Source organism: Mycobacterium paraffinicum, assembly GCF_025822865.1.
GTDB classification, from domain to species: Bacteria; Actinomycetota; Actinomycetes; order Mycobacteriales; family Mycobacteriaceae; genus Mycobacterium; species Mycobacterium paraffinicum.
This window is the reverse complement of record NZ_JACKUR010000016.1, coordinates 463,737-480,803: the sequence shown is the minus strand read 5'-3', so window position 1 is coordinate 480,803 and position 17,067 is coordinate 463,737. Positions and strand designations below refer to the sequence as shown.

14 protein-coding genes are annotated in these 17,067 nt (G+C 71.8%); 9 read left to right on the top strand and 5 right to left on the bottom strand.

The window, feature by feature from the left end:
• The first annotated feature begins 46 nt into the window (after nt 1-46).
• Entirely contained in the window at nt 47-316 is a 270-nt protein-coding gene (locus tag H7J89_RS07575; protein ID WP_264039698.1) for a DUF3107 domain-containing protein, read from the top strand.
• Here the strand turns inward: H7J89_RS07575 and fasR are convergent.
• Nucleotides 303-989 (bottom strand): HTH-type transcriptional activator FasR, encoded by a 687-nt coding sequence (gene fasR / locus H7J89_RS07570; protein ID WP_066956131.1) that lies wholly within the window; start codon nt 987-989, stop codon nt 303-305. The two genes, H7J89_RS07575 and fasR, sit on opposite strands and share 14 nt — an antisense overlap.
• A gap of 199 nt (nt 990-1,188) precedes the next feature.
• On the opposite strand from fasR, the gene H7J89_RS07565 reads away from it, so the two are divergent.
• The 3 genes from H7J89_RS07565 (at nt 1,189) to H7J89_RS07555 (ending at nt 4,459) form a co-directional block, all read left to right on the top strand.
• Nucleotides 1,189-2,223: a DUF3152 domain-containing protein gene (locus tag H7J89_RS07565; RefSeq protein ID WP_264039681.1), complete on the top strand. Its 1,035-nt coding sequence runs from the start codon at nt 1,189-1,191 to the stop codon at nt 2,221-2,223.
• A gap of 92 nt (nt 2,224-2,315) precedes the next feature.
• Complete coding sequence (gene moeZ / locus H7J89_RS07560; RefSeq protein WP_264039673.1) at nt 2,316-3,512, top strand: adenylyltransferase/sulfurtransferase MoeZ; 1,197 nt, start codon at nt 2,316-2,318, stop codon at nt 3,510-3,512.
• 92 nt (nt 3,513-3,604) lie between these two features.
• Complete coding sequence (locus tag H7J89_RS07555; RefSeq protein WP_264039665.1) at nt 3,605-4,459, top strand: TIGR02569 family protein; 855 nt, start codon at nt 3,605-3,607, stop codon at nt 4,457-4,459.
• Here the strand turns inward: H7J89_RS07555 and H7J89_RS07550 are convergent.
• From H7J89_RS07550 to H7J89_RS07540, 3 genes are read right to left on the bottom strand one after another with little or no spacing between them, the layout of a single operon-like run.
• Nucleotides 4,456-4,758, bottom strand: coding sequence for an MGMT family protein (locus H7J89_RS07550; protein ID WP_264039657.1), 303 nt, complete (start codon nt 4,756-4,758; stop codon nt 4,456-4,458). The genes H7J89_RS07555 and H7J89_RS07550 overlap by 4 nt on opposite strands.
• A gap of 2 nt (nt 4,759-4,760) precedes the next feature.
• Complete coding sequence (locus H7J89_RS07545) at nt 4,761-5,546, bottom strand: alpha/beta fold hydrolase (RefSeq protein WP_264039649.1); 786 nt, start codon at nt 5,544-5,546, stop codon at nt 4,761-4,763.
• A gap of 47 nt (nt 5,547-5,593) precedes the next feature.
• Entirely contained in the window at nt 5,594-5,794 is a 201-nt protein-coding gene (locus H7J89_RS07540) for an Rv3202a family protein (protein ID WP_264039642.1), read from the bottom strand.
• Between the two features lie 108 nt (nt 5,795-5,902).
• Between H7J89_RS07540 and H7J89_RS07535 the strand changes: the two genes are divergently transcribed.
• The 4 genes from H7J89_RS07535 (at nt 5,903) to nudC (ending at nt 14,483) form a co-directional block, all read left to right on the top strand.
• Entirely contained in the window at nt 5,903-9,046 is a 3,144-nt protein-coding gene (locus tag H7J89_RS07535; RefSeq protein ID WP_264039631.1) for an ATP-dependent helicase, read from the top strand.
• Nucleotides 9,013-12,330 carry an ATP-dependent helicase gene (locus H7J89_RS07530; RefSeq protein WP_372513732.1) on the top strand — a complete coding sequence of 1,106 codons (3,318 nt, stop codon included), beginning with the start codon at nt 9,013-9,015 and terminating at the stop codon, nt 12,328-12,330. Before H7J89_RS07535 ends, H7J89_RS07530 begins: the two co-directional genes overlap by 34 nt.
• A gap of 91 nt (nt 12,331-12,421) precedes the next feature.
• Nucleotides 12,422-13,492, top strand: a complete 1,071-nt coding sequence (locus tag H7J89_RS07525; protein ID WP_264039615.1) for a potassium channel family protein — start codon at nt 12,422-12,424, stop codon at nt 13,490-13,492.
• Between the two features lie 58 nt (nt 13,493-13,550).
• Nucleotides 13,551-14,483: an NAD(+) diphosphatase gene (gene nudC, locus H7J89_RS07520; RefSeq protein WP_264039607.1), complete on the top strand. Its 933-nt coding sequence runs from the start codon at nt 13,551-13,553 to the stop codon at nt 14,481-14,483.
• Nucleotides 14,484-14,505: 22 nt separating this feature from the next.
• On the opposite strand, the gene mrx1 is transcribed toward nudC, so the two are convergent.
• Nucleotides 14,506-14,760, bottom strand: coding sequence for a mycoredoxin Mrx1 (gene mrx1 / locus H7J89_RS07515; RefSeq protein WP_066956105.1), 255 nt, complete (start codon nt 14,758-14,760; stop codon nt 14,506-14,508).
• 136 nt (nt 14,761-14,896) lie between these two features.
• Here mrx1 and H7J89_RS07510 point away from each other — a divergent pair, with 136 nt between their 5' ends.
• Nucleotides 14,897-16,993 carry an ATP-dependent DNA helicase UvrD2 gene (locus tag H7J89_RS07510; RefSeq protein WP_264040317.1) on the top strand — a complete coding sequence of 699 codons (2,097 nt, stop codon included), beginning with the start codon at nt 14,897-14,899 and terminating at the stop codon, nt 16,991-16,993.
• Nucleotides 16,994-17,067: the final 74 nt, after the last annotated feature.

The following is a 17,067-nucleotide window of genomic DNA, read 5'->3' as shown; positions in this document are numbered from 1 at the left end:
GCAGCTGACAGGTCTGTCGACTTCAATACCTACGGAAGGGGTGACCGTGGAGGTCAAGATCGGTATCACGGACAGTCCGCGCGAGCTGGTCCTCTCCAGCGCGCAGACGCCGGCCGAAGTCGAAGAGCTGGTCAGCGCCGCGCTGAGTGAGGGACCGGGCCTGCTGAGGCTCAACGACGAGCGAGGACGTCGCTTCCTCGTGCACACCAGCAAGATCGCCTACGTCGAGATCGGCCCCGCCGACGCGCGCCGGGTCGGCTTCGGCATCGGCGCCGACGTCGGAAAGCTCGCCGGCAAGGGCGCTAAAGGCGAGTAAGCGGCACGTGTGACAGCCCGCCCCAGGCGAACGCGACCGTGCCCTCGACGGCGTCCGCCTTCGAGATCGGGCGGTCGGAGTCGAGCCAGTACCGCGCGCAGTCGACGCTGATGCCCACCAATCCCACCGCGATCATCCGGGCGCGGTGCGGGTCGAGCCCCGAGTCCTCGCTGATCAAGGCGAACACCGCGTCGATGCACGATTCGGTGGCGACGCGCACCTGCGCGGCCACCTCGGGTTCGGTGACGTAGTCGTTCTCGAAGATCAGCCGGTAACCCTGGCTGTCGTGCTCGATGAAGTCGAAGAACGCCTGCACCGCGGCGTGCAGCCGCCGGCGGTTGTCGGTGGTGGTGTTCAGTGCCTGCTGCACGCCCGAGACGAGGTTCTCGACGTGCCGGGCGAGCACGGCCAGATAGAGCTCGAGTTTGCTCGAAAAGTGTTGATACAGAACCGGTTTGCTGACTCCAGCCCGGTCGGCGATTTCGTCCATGCCGGCCGCGTGGTAGCCGCGATCGACAAAGACGTCGCTGGCGACGATGAGCAACTGACCGCGACGCTCATCTCGGGGCAACCGGTTGCCGCGCCGGCTCGAAGCCGCGATGCCGTCGCCGGGCCGACTGCGGTCGGTCGATTTGACGGCACGCCGCGCCCCGGCCTTGGCGAGTTCGCTCATCGAGTCCTCATCTGATGTGTCGGCAACCGGCCGCCGGCACCACTGGCCAGCCGCGCTCGGCTCGTTGCGAGAGACATTACTACCCGCGGCGTCCCGGTGGCCGTCGTCGCCGCCGTCGTGCCTGGCAGAAAGTGGTGTCGGGCGGAGCATTCGGGCGCGCCAAGGACGGCCCCGCTGCCGACTGTGTAATCCTGGGGCAATGACGTCCCAGCGGCCTTCGCGCGGCACCGGTCGCGTCCCGGTGCTGCGGGACGAGTGGCGCGAACCGCTACGGGCGCTGCGTGACCCGATCGCCCGCGACGGCGGACGGACCCGGGCCGACCGGGAGCGGCCGCGCCAGTGGCGCAAACAGACGTGGCTGGGACGGTTCGTATCCACCTACGGCTGGCGCGCATACGCGCTGCCGGTGTTGGCGGTGCTTACCGCGGTGGTCATCTATCAGACGGTGACGGGCACCAGCGCGGTGAAGCCGACGGCGAACCAGCCCATCCAGAGTCCGCAGGCGATGGAGGCCGTGGGCACGTCGATCATCGACGCGCCACCGCGCGGGCTCGCGGCGTTCGACGCCAACCTGCCGGCGGGGACGCTGCCGGACGGCGGCCCGTTCACCGAGGCGGGCGAGAAGACCTGGCACGTGGTGCCCGGCACGACGCCGCAGATCGGTCAGGGAACCGTCCGGGTGTTTCGCTACACCGTCGAGGTGGAGGACGGCATCGACCCCACGATGATCGGCGGCGACGAGGCGTTCGCGCAGATGGTCGACCAGACGCTGGCCAACCCCAAGGGCTGGACGCACAACCCGCAGTTCGCGTTCGTCAGGATCGACGGAACTAATGGGGGAAAGCCCGACTTCCGGATCTCACTGGTGTCGCCGGTGACGGTCCGCGAGGGCTGCGGCTACGAATTCCGGCTTGAGACCTCCTGCTACAACCCCTCATTCGGCAAGGACCGGCAGTCGCGGGTCTTCATCAACGAGGCGCGCTGGGTGCGCGGGGCGGTCCCGTTCGAGGGGGACATCGGCTCCTATCGCCAGTACGTGATCAACCACGAGGTCGGCCACGCCATCGGATACGTGCGCCACGAGCCGTGTGAGCAGCAGGGCGCTTTGGCGCCGGTGATGATGCAGCAGACCTTCTCCACGTCGAACAACGATGCCGCCCAATTCGACCCGGATTTCGTCAAGGCCGACGGGAAGACCTGCCGATTCAACCCCTGGCCGTTCCCGATCGCCTAGCCGAAGCTCGGCAAGTTGAATTCATTGCCGTCCACTTCGGTGGCTGCTGTGATGGTGGTGGACAACCGCAACGCGAGACCGAGGAGGAGTGGGTGCCGACACCGCAGACAGCACTGCCGCCTCTCGTGGAGCCGGCAGACGAGCTGACCCGCGATGAGGTGGCCCGCTACAGCCGCCACCTGATCATCCCCGACCTGGGCGTCGACGGGCAGAAGCGGCTCAAGAACGCAAAGATGCTGGTGATCGGCGCTGGCGGGCTCGGCGCGCCGACGCTGCTGTACCTGGCCGCGGCCGGCGTCGGCACGATCGGCATCGTCGACTTCGACGTCGTCGACGACTCCAACCTGCAGCGCCAGATCATCCACGGCGTGGCCGACGTCGGGCGCTCCAAGGCGCAGTCGGCGCGCGAGTCGATCGCCGCGATCAACCCGTTGGTCCGGGTGCGGCTGCACGAGTTCCGGCTGGACGCGACCAACGCCGTCGACCTGTTCTCGCAGTACGACCTGATCCTGGACGGCACCGACAACTTCGCCACCCGGTATCTGGTCAACGACGCCGCCGTGCTGGCCGGCAAGCCGTACGTGTGGGGATCGATCTACCGATTCGAGGGGCAGGTCTCGGTGTTCTGGGAGGACGCGCCGGGCGGGCGGGGTCTCAACTACCGCGACCTCTACCCGGAGCCGCCGCCACCCGGCACGGTGCCGTCGTGCGCCGAAGGCGGCGTGCTGGGCATCGTCTGCGCCTCCATCGCGTCGGTGATGGGCACCGAGGCGATCAAACTCATCACCGGGATCGGCGAATCGTTGCTGGGGCGGTTGATGATCTACGACGCACTGGAGATGTCCTATCGCACCATCACGATCCGCAGGGACCCCGACGACGCCTTCCGGCCGAAGATCACCGGGCTGATCGATTACGAACAGTACTGCGGTGTGGCGCCCGATGACGCCGGACCGGTTGTCACCGGCTCCGCGATCACCCCGCGGGAATTGCGCGAATTGCTGGATTCGGGAAGGAAACTGGCGTTGATCGACGTTCGTGAGCGCGCGGAATGGGACATCGTGCACATCGACGGGGCCCAGCTGATCCCGCAGTCGTCGATCAACTCCGGTGAGGGGCTGGCAAAGCTGCCGCAGGACCGCATGCCGGTGCTGTACTGCAAGACGGGGGTCCGCTCGGCTGAGGCGCTGGTGGCGGTGCAGAAGGCCGGATTCCCCGACGCGGTGCACCTGCAGGGCGGCATCGTGGCGTGGGCGCAGCAGATGCAACCCGACATGGTCATGTACTGACCCGATAGAGCGTGGTTTGTCGGCGGCGACCCGCCGCGCCCGGCTTCGCCGCGCTCGCGATCACCGCAGGTGACCTCGTCTAGGCTACCCGTGTGAATGTCGAACCACCGCCGGAGCACGTGCTGGCGGCGTTTGGTTTGACCGGCGTCAACCCCGTCTATCTGGGGGCTAGCTGGGAAGGCGGCTGGCGCTGCGGTGAGGTCGTCCTGTCGCTGGTGGCCGATCACGCCCGGGCGGCCTGGTCGGCCCGGGTGCGCGAGACGCTGTTCGTCGACGGTGTTCGGCTCGCCCGCCCGGTCCGCTCGACGGACGGGCGATACGTGGTTTCGGGATGGCGGGCGGATACCTTCGTCGCCGGCACGCCCGAACCGCGGCATGACGAGGTCGTCTCGGCGGCGGTGCGCCTGCACGAGGCGACCGGCAAACTGGAACGGCCCCGATTTCTGACCCAGGGCCCCACCGCGCCGTGGGGCGACGTGGACATCTTCATCGCCGCCGACCGCGCCGCCTGGGAGGAACGGCCGTTGGCCTCGGTGCCCCCGGGCGCCCGGACCGCACCGCCGACGGCCGACGCCGAGCGGTCGGTGGAGCTGATCAACCAGCTGGCAACCCTGCGCCGCCCGACCAAGAGCCCGAACCAGCTGGTGCACGGAGACCTTTACGGGACAGTGCTTTTCATCGGCACCGCCGCCCCGGGCATCACCGACATCACCCCGTACTGGCGGCCCGCGTCGTGGGCCGCCGGTGTGGTCGTCGTCGACGCCCTGTCCTGGGGCGAGGCCGACGACGGACTCATCGAACGTTGGAACGCGCTGCCGGAGTGGCCGCAGATGTTGTTACGCGCCTTGATGTTTCGCCTGGCGGTCCATGCGTTGCACCCGCGGTCGACCGCCGAGGCGTTTCCCGGGCTGGCCCGCACCGCGGCGCTGGTGCGTCTGGTGCTCTAGCGCTCGAAGTCGTAACGAACCTCGCGCAACGCGATCCGGCCGTCGGTGGCCAGGACCCCCTCGGCCCGCAGCAGCTCCAGCTGGCGGGTGGTCAGATGAGGCGCCGGGCGCCCCGATGCGGTGATCACCCGGTGCCACGGCAGGTCCGAGGAGTCGGTCCGCATGATCCAGCCGACGATGCGCGGGCTGGAAAGCCCTGCGACGTCGGCGATGTCGCCGTAGGTGGCGACCCTGCCGGGCGGAATCGCCGCGACCAGCGCGCGCACCCGCTCGACCTGCTCGTCGGTCACCGGCGCCACGATCAGCGGGCTTCGAGCAGCTCGCGCGTCAGCGCGGCGACCTCCGCCGGCGCGGCGTAGGGCACCATGTGGTTGCAATCGAAATCCAGCAGCCGGAAATCCGATCCCAACCGGTCCTGCAGCCCGGCGATGAGCTCCTCGCCGACGTACGGCGGCGAGGTGCGCTTGGCCCGCACCAGGACCGTCGGCGTCCCGGCCGGCGGGAACACGATGTCGCGGGCCAGCTCGCTCCAGTACGACATCATCGCCGGCAGGCTCACCCGCCAGCCGTACCGCCCGCCCGGCAGCTCGACCAGATGCTCGTCGATCTCTTCGTCGAGCAACGCGGGGTCGACGTCCGACCACGAGCCGTGCAGCTTTTCCAGGCGCGCTTCCTCGGCGTCGGGGTAGTCGGGCGAGGCCAACATCGCGTCGGCGATCTGACGCATCCACGCGCCGTCCAACCCGACCGCCGGGTCCAGCAGCAGCAGCGCCGCCACCCGGTCCGGCCGCATCGCGGCCAGCTGCATGGCGAGCGCGCCGCCGAAGGAATGCCCCACCACCAGCACCGGTGCCCCGGCCTCGCCGTCGAGCAGCGCGGCCATCGCCGCGACGTTGGCGTCGATGCTCCACGGCGCCGCCCATGACGACCGGCCGTGACCGATCAGATCCGGTGCCGCGAAGGTGATTTCGGGCAGCAGGCCGGCCAGCTGCTGCCACCGCTGCCCGTGACCGGTCAACCCGTGCAGCGCCAGCACCCGCACCGGACCCGGCGGGCCGTAGCGGTGCACATACAGGTCAGCGGTCACCCGTCGATCGTGCCAGCCGGCGCCACGGTCACGCGCGGGCGGGCGGGTCAGCGTTCGTCCCACTCGTCCTCGGTGGGGACGATGTAGGCCTGCTCGATCACGTCGGCCTCGTTGGCCTCGCGGTCGGCAGCGGTCAGATATTCGGTGTCCAGGCCGACCTCGTCGTCGAAGTCGACGGGTTGCAATTGTTCCGCGGCGTCACCTTCGGGCGCTTCGTCGCTGGGAAAACCGGGTTCGACGTTCGTCACGATCACCTACCTCCTCACCGTTCGTCGGGCTGCTTGCGGCCTCCAGCGTAGGGGTCCGCGGCGGCGCCGGCCCGGCGACTTGTCGGACCCTGGTGATTGCATGCAGCCATGTCGTACATCTGGGACACCGAGGCGCGGGCTCTGCTGGCGCCCGGCACGCGCGGGCCGGTCCGGGTGTTCGGCGGCCCCGGCACCGGTAAGAGCAGCCTGCTGGTCGCCGCCGCGGTCGCCCGGATCGACGCGGGCCTCGACCCGGATTCGGTTCTGCTGCTTACCGGTTCGGGCCGGCTGGGCATGACGGAGCGCAGCGCCCTGACGACGGCGTTGTTGGGCGCACGCTCGACCGGGCCCTGCCGGGCCGCCGTCCGCGAACCGTTGGTGCGCACCGTGCACGGCTACGCCTACGCGGTGCTGCGGCGGGCCGCCGAGCGTGCCGGTGACGCACCCCCGCGGTTGGTCACCAGCGCCGAACAGGACGCGATCATCCGGGAGCTGTTGGCCGGCGACATCGAGGACGGGCCGCGCGCGGCGACGGCGTGGCCCGCCCAACTACACCCCGCGCTAGCCACCGCGGGCTTCGCCACCGAGCTGCGAAACATGTTGGCGCGCTGCGCCGAACGTGGCGTTGATCCGCAGGAGCTGGAGCGCCTGGGCCGTCGGTGCCGGCGCCCGGAATGGACGGCCGCCGGCCAGTTCGCCCGGCAGTACGAGCAGGTGATGCTGCTGCGGGCGGCGGTCGGGACGGCGGCACCCCAGGCGACGACGCCCGCGCTGGGCGCCGCCGAACTGGTGGGCGCCGCCCTGGAGGCCTTCGCGGTCGATCCCGAGCTGCTGGCCGCCGAGCGGGGCCGGGTGCGGGTCTTGTTGGTCGACGACGCTCAGCAGCTCGACCCGCAGGCGGCCCGCCTGGTCCGGGTGCTGGCGGCGGGCGCCGAACTCGCGGTGATCGCGGGCGACCCCAACCAGGCGGTGTTCGGCTTCCGGGGCGGCGAATCCGCCGGCCTGCTTGACGGGGATTCGCCGTCGGTGACGTTGACGGTCTCGCACCGCTGCGCCCCGGCGGTGGCGCGCGCCGTCAGCGGCATCGCGCGCCGGCTACCCGGCGGCAGCGGCGGCAAGCGGATCGAGGGCAGCGGGCCTGAGGAGGGCTCGGTCACCGTGCGCGTGGCGGCGTCGGCGCACGCGGAGGCGGCGATGATCGCCGACGCGCTTCGGCGTGCGCACCTGGTCGACGGGGTGCCGTGGTCGCAGATGGCGGTCGTCGTCCGGTCGGTGCCACGGGTGGGTGCGCGGTTGCCCCGCGCGCTGGCCGCCGCCGGGGTGCCGGTGGCCGCGCCCGCGACCAGCGGACCGCTGTCCGACGAGCCGGCGGTCCGGGCGCTGCTCACCGTCTTGGCGGCCACCGCCGACGGGCTCGACGGCGAACGGGCCCTGGCGCTGCTGACCGGTCCCATCGGTCGGGTCGACCCGGTTTCGCTGCGCCAGCTGCGCCGAACGGTGCAGCGCGCCAACCCAGGTCGCGCGCCGGGCGAGGTCGCGGAGCTGCTGGCCGAGACGCTGTCCGCCGACCCGCCGCCATCGGGCCCGCACTTGCGCCCGTTGCAGCGGGTGCGTGCCGTGCTGGACGCCGCGGCGCGCTGCCATCGTGCGGGCCAAGACCCGCGCTACACGCTGTGGGCCGCCTGGCACCGGTCCGGCCTGCAGCGCCGCTGGCTGTCGGCCGCCGAGCGCGGCGGCCCCGCCGGCGCCCAGGCCGCCCGGGACCTGGAGGCGGTGACCGCGCTGTTCGACATCACCGATCAGTACGTGTCCCGCACGTCGGGCGCATCGTTGCGTGGTCTCGTCGAGCACGTCGCCACGCTGCACCTGCCGAGCGTGAACCAGGGGCCCGTGTCACCCGTGGAGCAGGTGCGGGTGCTCAGCGCGCACGCCGCATTGGGACACGAATGGGACCTGGTGGTCATCGCCGGGCTGCAAGAAGGGTTGTGGCCCAACACCGTTCCGCGCGGCGGTGTGCTGGGCACCCAGCGGTTGCTGGACGTGCTCGACGGCGTCACCCAGGACGCGTCGGTGCGGGCGCCGCTGCTGGCCGAGGAGCGGCGGCTGCTGGTGGCGGCGATGGGCCGGGCCCGCCGCCGGTTGCTGGTGACCGCCGTGGACGGCGACACGGGCGGCGGGGACAACGAGGCCGCGCTGCCGTCGTCGTTCTGCTACGAACTCGCTCAGTGGACCGATGGCGACGTCGATCTCGCTGCCGCGCAACCTATCTCAACGCCCCGGGTGCTGTCCGCTGCCGCGCTGGTCGGCCGGCTGCGCGGCGTCGTCTGCGCGCCCGACGGCACGGTCGACGACGCCGCCCGCGCTTGTGCGGCAACGCAATTGGCGCGGTTGGCCCGTGCCGGCGTTCCGGGCGCCGACCCTGCCGGCTGGCACGGCCTGATCCCGGTCAGCACCAGCGAACCGGTGCGTGGCGGCGACGATGCCGTCACCCTGACCCCGTCGACCCTGCAGATGCTCAACGACTGCCCGCTGCGCTGGCTGGCCGAACGCCACGGTGGCACCAACCCGCGTGATCTGCGTTCCGCCATCGGGTCGGTGCTGCACGCCCTGGTCGCCGAACCGCAGCGCAGCGAATCCGAACTGCTGGCCGAGCTGGACCGGGCCTGGCGCCATCTGCCCTTCGAGGCGCAGTGGCATTCGGCCAACGAACTGGCGCGGCACCGCGCGATGATCGAGGCCTTCGTCGAGTGGCGCGCGCAGACCCGACGCGCGCTGACCGAGGTCGGTGTCGAGGTCGAGATCGACGGCGCCATGACATCATCCGGGGACGGCGCCCTTCAAGGGGGCGACATCCGGCTGCGCGGCCGGGTCGACCGGTTGGAGCGCGATGCCGCCGGCCGGCTGGTGATCGTCGACATCAAGACCGGCAAAACCCCGGTCAGCAAGGACGATGCGCAACAGCACGCCCAGCTGGCGATGTATCAGCTGGCGGTGGCCGAGGGCATGGTCGCGGCCGGGTCGGAGCCCGGCGGGGCGCGGCTGGTCTACCTGGGCAAGTCCGGGGCCTCGGGCGCCACCGAGCGCGAACAGGATCCGCTGACACCGGCCGCCCGCGACGAGTGGCGCCGGCTGGTCCGGCGCGCCGCCGAGGCGACCGCCGGGCCGCGGTTCGTCGCCCGGCGCAACGACGGCTGCTCGCACTGCCCGCTGCGGCCCTCGTGTCCGGCCCACGCCGGCGGGGCGGCGCAGTGAACCCGCGCTATAGCCCCGCCGAGTTGGCCGGCGCGCTCGGGCTTTTCCCGCCCACCGACGAGCAGGCCGCCGTCATCGCGGCACCGCCCGGGCCGCTGGTCGTCATCGCCGGCGCCGGCGCCGGCAAAACCGAGACCATGGCCGCGCGGGTGGTGTGGCTCGTCGCCAACGGCTACGCCGAACCCGGCCAGGTGCTCGGATTGACGTTCACCCGCAAGGCCGCCGGGCAGCTGTTGCGCCGGGTCCGGTCCCGGCTGGCCCGGCTGGCCGGCGTCGGCCTGGGTCCCGACGGCGCGGCCCCCGCGGAGCCGGCGGGCGCGCCGACGGTTAGCACCTACCACGCGTTCGCCGGGTCGTTGATCCGCGACTACGGGCTGCTGCTGCCCATCGAGCCCGACACCCGGCTGCTCGGCGAAACCGAGCTGTGGCAGCTGGCATTCGACGTGGTCAGCGGGTACCGGGGCGAGCTGCGCACCGACAAGACCCCCGCCGCGGTCACGTCGATGGTGCTGCGGTTGTGGGGTCAGCTGGCCGAACACCTGGTGGACACCCGCCAGCTCGGCGATACGCATGTGGAGCTGGAGCGCCTGATCCACGCGCTCCCGCCGGGCCCCTATCAGCGCGACCGCGGCCCCAGCCAGTGGCTGCTGCGGCTGCTGGCCACCCAGACCCAGCGCGCCGAGCTGGTTCCGCTGCTCGACGCGCTGAACGAGCGCATGCGTGCCGCGAAGACGATGGACTTCGGGGTGCAGATGGCCTGCGCGGCGCGGCTGGCGGCGAACTTCCCGCAGGTCGGCGCCGACCTGCGCGGCCGCTACCGGGTGGTGCTGCTCGACGAGTACCAGGACACCGGGCACGCCCAACGGGTCGCCTTGTCGGCCTTGTTCGGCGGTGGTGTCGACGACGGGCTGGCCCTGACCGCCGTCGGCGACCCGATTCAGTCGATCTACGGCTGGCGCGGCGCCTCGGCGACCAATCTCCCGCGCTTCACCACCGACTTCCCCCTCTCCGACGGCACCCCCGCGCCGGTCCTGGAGCTGCGGACCAGCTGGCGCAACCCGCCGCGGACCCTGCAACTGGCCAACGCGATATCGGCGGAGGCGCGCCGCCGGTCGGTCGCGGTGCACGCGCTGCGGCCGCGCCCGGACGCCGCGCCCGGAACCCTCCGCTGCGCGCTGCTCCCCGACGTGCACGCCGAACGCGAGTGGATCGCGGACCAGCTCGCTGCGCGGTACCAGGCGGCCCGGGCCGACGGAGTGAGCCCGCCGACCGCCGCGGTTCTGGTGCGCCGCAACGCCGACGCCGCCCCCATCGCCGACGCCCTGCGCGCCCGCGGAGTCCCCGTCGAGGTCGTCGGATTGGCGGGGCTGCTGTCCATCCCCGAGGTTGCCGACGTCGTGGCCATGCTGCGGCTCGTCGCCGACCCGACCGCGGGCGCGGCGGCGATGCGGGTGCTCACCGGTCCGCGCTGGCGCCTCGGGGGCCGGGACATCGCCGCGCTCTGGCGGCGCGCCCGCAAACTCGGCGAAGGGCTGGGCCAGGGCGGGGCATCCGCGCCCGAGTCGATCGCGATGTCCGCCGGCCCGGACGCCGACACGGCGTGCCTGGCCGACGCCATCGCCGATCCCGGCCCGCCCGAAGGGTATTCGGCCGCGGGATATCAGCGCATCACCGCGCTGGCCGGCGAACTGCGCGCCCTGCGCGGCCACCTGGACCATTCCGTGCCGGACCTGGTCGCCGAGGTGCGCCGCGCGCTCGGTGTCGACTGCGAGGTCCGCGCCGCGGCGGGAGCGGACACGGGATGGGCCGGCACCGAACACCTCGACGCGTTCGCCGACGTCGTCGCCGGATACGCCGAACGAGCCGACGCCGCCGGCGTGCCGGACCGTCGTACCGCGGCATCGATGTCGGGCCTGTTGGCCTTCCTGGACGTGGCGGAGTCCGTCGAGAACGGTCTGCCGCCTGCCCCTTTGGTGGCCGCGCACGACCGCGTCCAGGTGCTCACGGTGCATTCCGCAAAGGGGTTGGAGTGGCAGGTGGTGGCGGTGACACACCTGTCGGGCGGGATCTTCCCCTCGACCGCGTCCAGGGGCAGCTGGCTCACCGACGCGGCCGAGCTGCCGCCGCTGCTGCGGGGCGACCGCGCCTCGGCGGGCGCGCTGGGCATCCCGGTGCTGGACACCTCTGCCGTCACGAATCGAAAGCAGTTGTCCGACAAGATCTCCGAGCATCGCCGCCAGCTCGATCAGCGGCGCGTCGACGAGGAACGCCGGCTGCTGTACGTCGCCGTCACCCGGGCCGAGGACACCCTGCTGGTGTCGGGTCATCACTGGGGGGCCTCCGGCATCAAACCGCGCGGCCCCTCGGATTTCCTGCGTGAGATCAAGGAGGTCATCGACCGTTCGGCCGCGGCCGGGGTGCCCTGCGGGGTGGTGGATCAGTGGGCGCCAGCGCCGGCGGACGGCGATCGCAACCCGTTGCGCGACAACATCATCGAGTCGGTCTGGCCCGCCGACCCGCTGGCCGCCCGGCGCGCCGACGTCGAGCGGGGCGCCGCGTTGGTGACCCGGGCGATGTCGGGTGACGACGCGGGTGGGGAAGGCGACGACATCGAGGGTTGGGCCGCCGACGTCGACGCGCTACTCGCCGAGCGGGCGCAGTTGGTCGAACCGCCCACCGGCGCGCTGCCGAGTCAGTTGTCGGTCAGCGGCCTGGTGGAGCTGGCGCGGGATCCCGCCGGCGCTGCGCAGCGGCTCAGGCATCGGCTGCCCGCCAGGCCGGACCCGCATGCGTTGCTGGGCAACGCCTTTCACGCCTGGGTTCAGCAGTTCTACGGCGCCGAGTGTCTCTTCGATCTCGCGGACCTGCCGGGTGCGGCGGACTCCGACGTCGGCGACACCCGGGAACTGGCCGCGTTGCAGGCCGCATTCACCGAGTCGCCCTGGGCTACCCGCATTCCGATCGCCGTCGAGGTGCCGTTCGAGATGCCCATCGGCGACACCCTGGTGCGCGGGCGAATCGACGCGGTGTTCGCCGACCCCGACGGGGGCGCGACGGTCGTGGACTGGAAGACGGGTGAACCACCGCACGGGCCGGAAGCCATGCGCCAGGCCGCCGTCCAGCTCGCCGTCTACCGACTGGCGTGGGCCGCGCTGTCCGGCGTTCCGGAATCGTCGGTGCGGACGGCCTTCTATTACGTGCGCGCCCGCACCACGGTGGCTCCCGACGATCTGCCCGCCCCCGCTGAACTGGCCGGGTTGCTGGCCGCGCCCGCCGTCGGCTGACTTCGCGCTGCCCGGGTACCGCGGTGGCGATCGTGGTTACATTGAGTCGTGCGTGACTCCTGCGCTGGCGTTGAGCCGATAACGGACCGCCGTGCGCAACGGTAGGTCCCGACAACTGACCGGTCTGGATGAAGCGCTGACCGCGCAGCGGGGCCACCAGTTGGTGGGCGTGGTGCGCATCCCCGAGGATCCCGCCAGCCCCATCCGCGTCATCACCCGGCGCGTGGCCATCGCGCTGGTGGTGTTGTTCGCCGCGGCCGTCATCGTCTACGCGGACCGCAACGGGTACCGCGACGTCCGGGGCCAGCCGCTGACGTTCCTGGACGCCGTGTACTTCTCCGCGGTGTCACTGTCGACGACCGGTTACGGCGACATCACCCCGTACACCGAGACCGCGCGATTGGTTCACACCCTGATTTTTACTGCGCTGCGGATCGCGTTCCTGGCCGTGCTGGTCGGCACGACCCTCGAAGTCCTCTCCGAGCGGTCCCGCCAAGGGTGGAAGATTCAGCGTTGGAGGAGCAGAGTGCGCAACCACACGATCGTGATCGGCTACGGCACCAAGGGCAAAACGGCCGTCGCCGCCATCCTCGGTGACGAGGCCGCCCAGGGGGAGGTCGTCGTCGTCGACACCGACCGCACCGCCCTCGAGCACGCCGCCAGCGCGGGCCTGGTCACCGTGCACGGCGACGCCACCAAGGCCGACGTGCTGCGGCTGGCCGGGGCGCAACATGCGGCCTCGATCATCGTCGCCACCAGCCGCGACGACACCGCGGTGCTGGTCACGCTGACCGCGCGGGAGATCGCGCCCAACGCCAAGATCGTGGCGTCGATCCGGGAGGCCGAAAACCAGCACCTGCTGCAGCAATCGGGCGCGGACTCGGTGGTGGTCTCGTCGGCGACCGCCGGGCGGCTGCTCGGGCTTGCCACCACCACGCCCAGCGTCGTGGAGATGATCGAGGACCTGCTGACGCCCGACTTCGGGCTGGCTATCGCCGAGCGCGAGGTGGAACCCACCGAGGTCGGCGGCTCCCCACGGCATCTGCGCGACATCGTGCTCGGCGTGGTGCGCGACGGCCACCTGCTGCGCATCGGCGCGCCCGAGGTGGACGCCGTCGAGGCCAACGACCGGCTGCTGTACATCCGGCAGGCCGGGCACTAGTGGCGATCGCAAGAGCGGCGAGGCCGGTCGCGGCGGGTCGCCACGAAGCGGGGCACTAGTGGCGATCGCAGACTTCCAGCTGCGGAACGTTCCGCTGCTGTCGCGCGTCGGCGCCGACCGGGCCGACCAGCTGCGCACCGACGTCGAAGCGGCCACCGCGGGGTGGGCGGACGCGGCGCTGCTGCGGGTGGACTCGCGCAGTCAGGTGCTCATCGCCGACGGCCGGGTGGTGCTCGGCGCCGCGGCCAAGCTGGCCGACAAACCGCCACCGGAAGCGGTGTTCCTCGGCCGCCTCGACGACGACCGCCACGTGTGGGCCATCCGCGGCGCGCTCGAGGCCCCGGAGGACCCGGAGGTGCGCGCCGAGGTGGTGAACCTGCGCGGCCTTGGCTCGATCCTCGACGACACCAGCAGTCAGCTGGTGTCGTGCGCCGTCGCGTTGCTCAATTGGCATGACAGCGCCCGGTTCAGCTCGGTGGACGGCTCGCCGACGCGGCCGGCGCGGGCGGGCTGGGCGCGGGTCAACCCGGTCACCGGCCACGAGGAGTTCCCGCGCATCGACCCGGCGGTGATCTGCCTGGTCCACGACGGCCGCGACCGCGCGGTGCTGGCCCGCCAGGCGGTGTGGCCGGAGCGGATGTTCTCGCTGCTGGCCGGGTTCGTCGAGGCCGGTGAATCATTCGAAGCCTGCGTCACGCGCGAGATCCGCGAGGAGATCGGCCTCACGGTGCGCGACGTGCGCTACCTGGGCAGCCAGCCGTGGCCGTTCCCGCGCTCGCTCATGGTCGGTTTCCACGCGGTCGCGGACCCGGGCGAGGACTTCTCGTTCAACGACGGGGAGATCGCCGAGGCGGCGTGGTTCACCCGCGACGAGGTGCGCACGGCGCTGGCGGCAGGCGACTGGTCCAGCTCGGCGGACTCGAAACTGCTGCTGCCCGGGTCGATCTCGATCGCCCGCGTGATCATCGAATCCTGGGCCGCGCTCGACTGAGCCGGCGCCGCTCCCGACGCCCCTAGGCGCCGGCTTCGGCCAGCTTGGCCTTGACCTCGGCCGCGCTCGGGTTGGTCAGCGTCGACCCGTCGGCGAACTTCACCGTCGGAACCGTCCTGTTGCCGCCGTTCACCGAGCCGACGAACTCCGCGGCGGCGGGATCGTCTTCGATGTCGACCGCCTCATAAGGGATTCCGTTGGACTTCAACACGGTCATCAGGCGGTGGCAGTAGCCACACCATGAGGTCGTGTAGACGGTGAGCGGGGCGTTGGTCATAGCTCGTTAACGTAGCCCGGGGACAACATGTTCCGCGCCGCGGCCGCGGTACCGATACCGGCGCGTCGCGGCGACTCGCCGACGCGCACCCGCGCGGGGCCACGGTTTGTCGGCAACCGCTGCCAAGATGGACGCCATGCCGATGGTCGCCGACGCCTTGACCGCCGGACTGGACGACGAGCAGCGCGAGGCCGTGCTGGCTCCGCGCGGACCGGTCTGCGTGCTCGCCGGCGCCGGGACGGGCAAGACCCGCACCATCACGCACCGAATCGCGCAGCTGGTGGCGAACGGTCACGTGGCGGCTGGGCAGGTGCTGGCGGTCACCTTCACCCAGCGGGCGGCGGGGGAGATGCGTTCCCGGCTGCGCACGCTGGACGCCGCGGGCACGGACACCGGCGTCGGCGCGGTGCAGGCCCTGACGTTTCACGCCGCGGCGCACCGGCAGCTGCGGTATTTCTGGCCGCGGGTGGTCGGCGACACCGGCTGGCAGCTGCTGGACACCAAGTTCGCCGTCGTGGCGCGGGCGGCCAGCCGCTCCCGGATCAACGCCAGCACCGATGACGTCCGCGACCTGGCGGGCGAGATCGAGTGGGCCAAGGCGTCGCTGATCGGCCCCGAGGAATACCCGGCCGCCGTGGCCGAGGCGGGGCGGGACATCCCGCTGGACGCCGCCCGGGTCGCGACCGTGTACGCCGCCTACGAGGCGCTCAAGGTCCGCGACGAGTCGGTGACACTGCTCGATTTCGACGACCTACTGCTGCACACCGCGGCCGCGATCGAAAACGACGCCGCGGTGGCCGACGAATTCCGGGGCCGCTACCGCTGCTTCGTCGTCGACGAATACCAGGACGTCACGCCCCTGCAGCAGCGGGTGCTGACGGCGTGGCTGGGCGACCGGGACGACCTGACCGTCGTCGGCGACGCCAACCAGACCATCTACTCGTTCACCGGGGCCTCGCCGCGGTTCCTGCTCGACTTTTCGCGGCGGTATCCCGACGCGACCGTGGTTCGCCTCGAGCGCGACTACCGGTCGACCCCGCAGGTGGTGTCGCTGGCCAACCAGGTGATCGCCGCGGCCCGCGGCCGGGTCGCCGGCAGCAAGCTGCACCTGTCCGGGCAGCGTCCGCCGGGCCCGGCGCCGTCGTTCCACGAGTATTCCGACGAACCGGCCGAGGCCGCCGCGGTCGCCGCCTCGATCGCCCGGCTGATCGAGGCGGGCACGCCTCCGTCGGAGATCGCCGTGCTGTACCGGGTCAACGCGCAGTCCGAGGCCTACGAGGAGGCGCTGACCGAGGCCGCCATCCCTTATCAGGTCCGCGGCGGTGAGGGGTTCTTCACCCGGCAGGAGATCAAGCAGGCGTTGTTGGCGCTGCAGCGGGCCGCCGAGCGCGGCGCCGAGGGGCCGCTGCCGGCGGTCGTGCGGGCGGTCCTGGAACCACTGGGGCTGACGGCCGAGCCGCCGGTCGGCACCCGCGCCCGGGAGCGTTGGGAGGCGCTGACCGCGCTGGCCGAGCTGGTCGACGACGAGGTGGCCCAGCGCCCGCAGCTGGAACTCCCGGGCCTGCTGGCCGAACTCCGGCTGCGCGCCGACGCGCGGCACCCACCGGTGGTGCAGGGCGTCACGCTGGCCTCGCTGCACGCCGCCAAGGGCCTGGAGTGGGACGCGGTGTTCTTGGTCGGGCTTGCCGACGGCACGCTGCCCATCTCGCACGCGCTGGCGCACGGCCCCGAAAGCGAGGCCGTCGAAGAGGAGCGCCGCCTGCTCTACGTCGGAATCACCAGGGCGCGAATTCATTTGGCGCTCAGCTGGGCGCTGGCCCGCAGCCCCGGCGGGCGGCAGGGTCGCAGGCCCTCGCGGTTCCTCAACGGCATCGCACCGCAGGCCCGCGCCGACGCCACCCCGGGCAAGGCCCGGCGCAACCGCGGCGCCCCGGCGCGCTGCCGCGTCTGCAACAAGGACCTGTCCACCGCCGCGGCGGTCATGCTGCGGCGCTGTGAAACCTGCGCCGCCGACGTCGACGAAGAGCTGCTGCTGCGGCTCAAGGCGTGGCGGCTGGACGTCGCCAAGGAGCAGAACGTGCCCGCGTATGTCGTCTTCACCGACAACACGCTGATCGCGATCGCCGAGCTGCGCCCCGGCGACGAGGACGCGCTGATCGCGATCCCCGGCATCGGCGCGCGCAAGCTGGAACAGTACGGGCCCGATGTGCTGGGCTTGGTGCGCGCACGCTGACCGCTGAAGGCGCAGGTCAGAAAATCGGTTGTGGTGCGGGGCGGCGACCGTTTACCCTCGAAACCGCGTTCCGG

Bases quoted from the DNA above. Each gene is read 5' to 3' on its own strand.
- mrx1 (WP_066956105.1), bottom strand. From the start codon at position 14,760: ATGACCAACGCCCCGCTCACCGTCTACACGACCTCATGGTGTGGCTAC.
- H7J89_RS07510 (WP_264040317.1), top strand. From the start codon at position 14,897: ATGCCGATGGTCGCCGACGCCTTGACCGCCGGACTGGACGACGAGCAG.
- fasR (WP_066956131.1), bottom strand. From the start codon at position 989: ATGAGCGAACTCGCCAAGGCCGGGGCGCGGCGTGCCGTCAAATCGACC.
- H7J89_RS07565 (WP_264039681.1), top strand. From the start codon at position 1,189: ATGACGTCCCAGCGGCCTTCGCGCGGCACCGGTCGCGTCCCGGTGCTG.
- H7J89_RS07535 (WP_264039631.1), top strand. From the start codon at position 5,903: ATGTCGTACATCTGGGACACCGAGGCGCGGGCTCTGCTGGCGCCCGGC.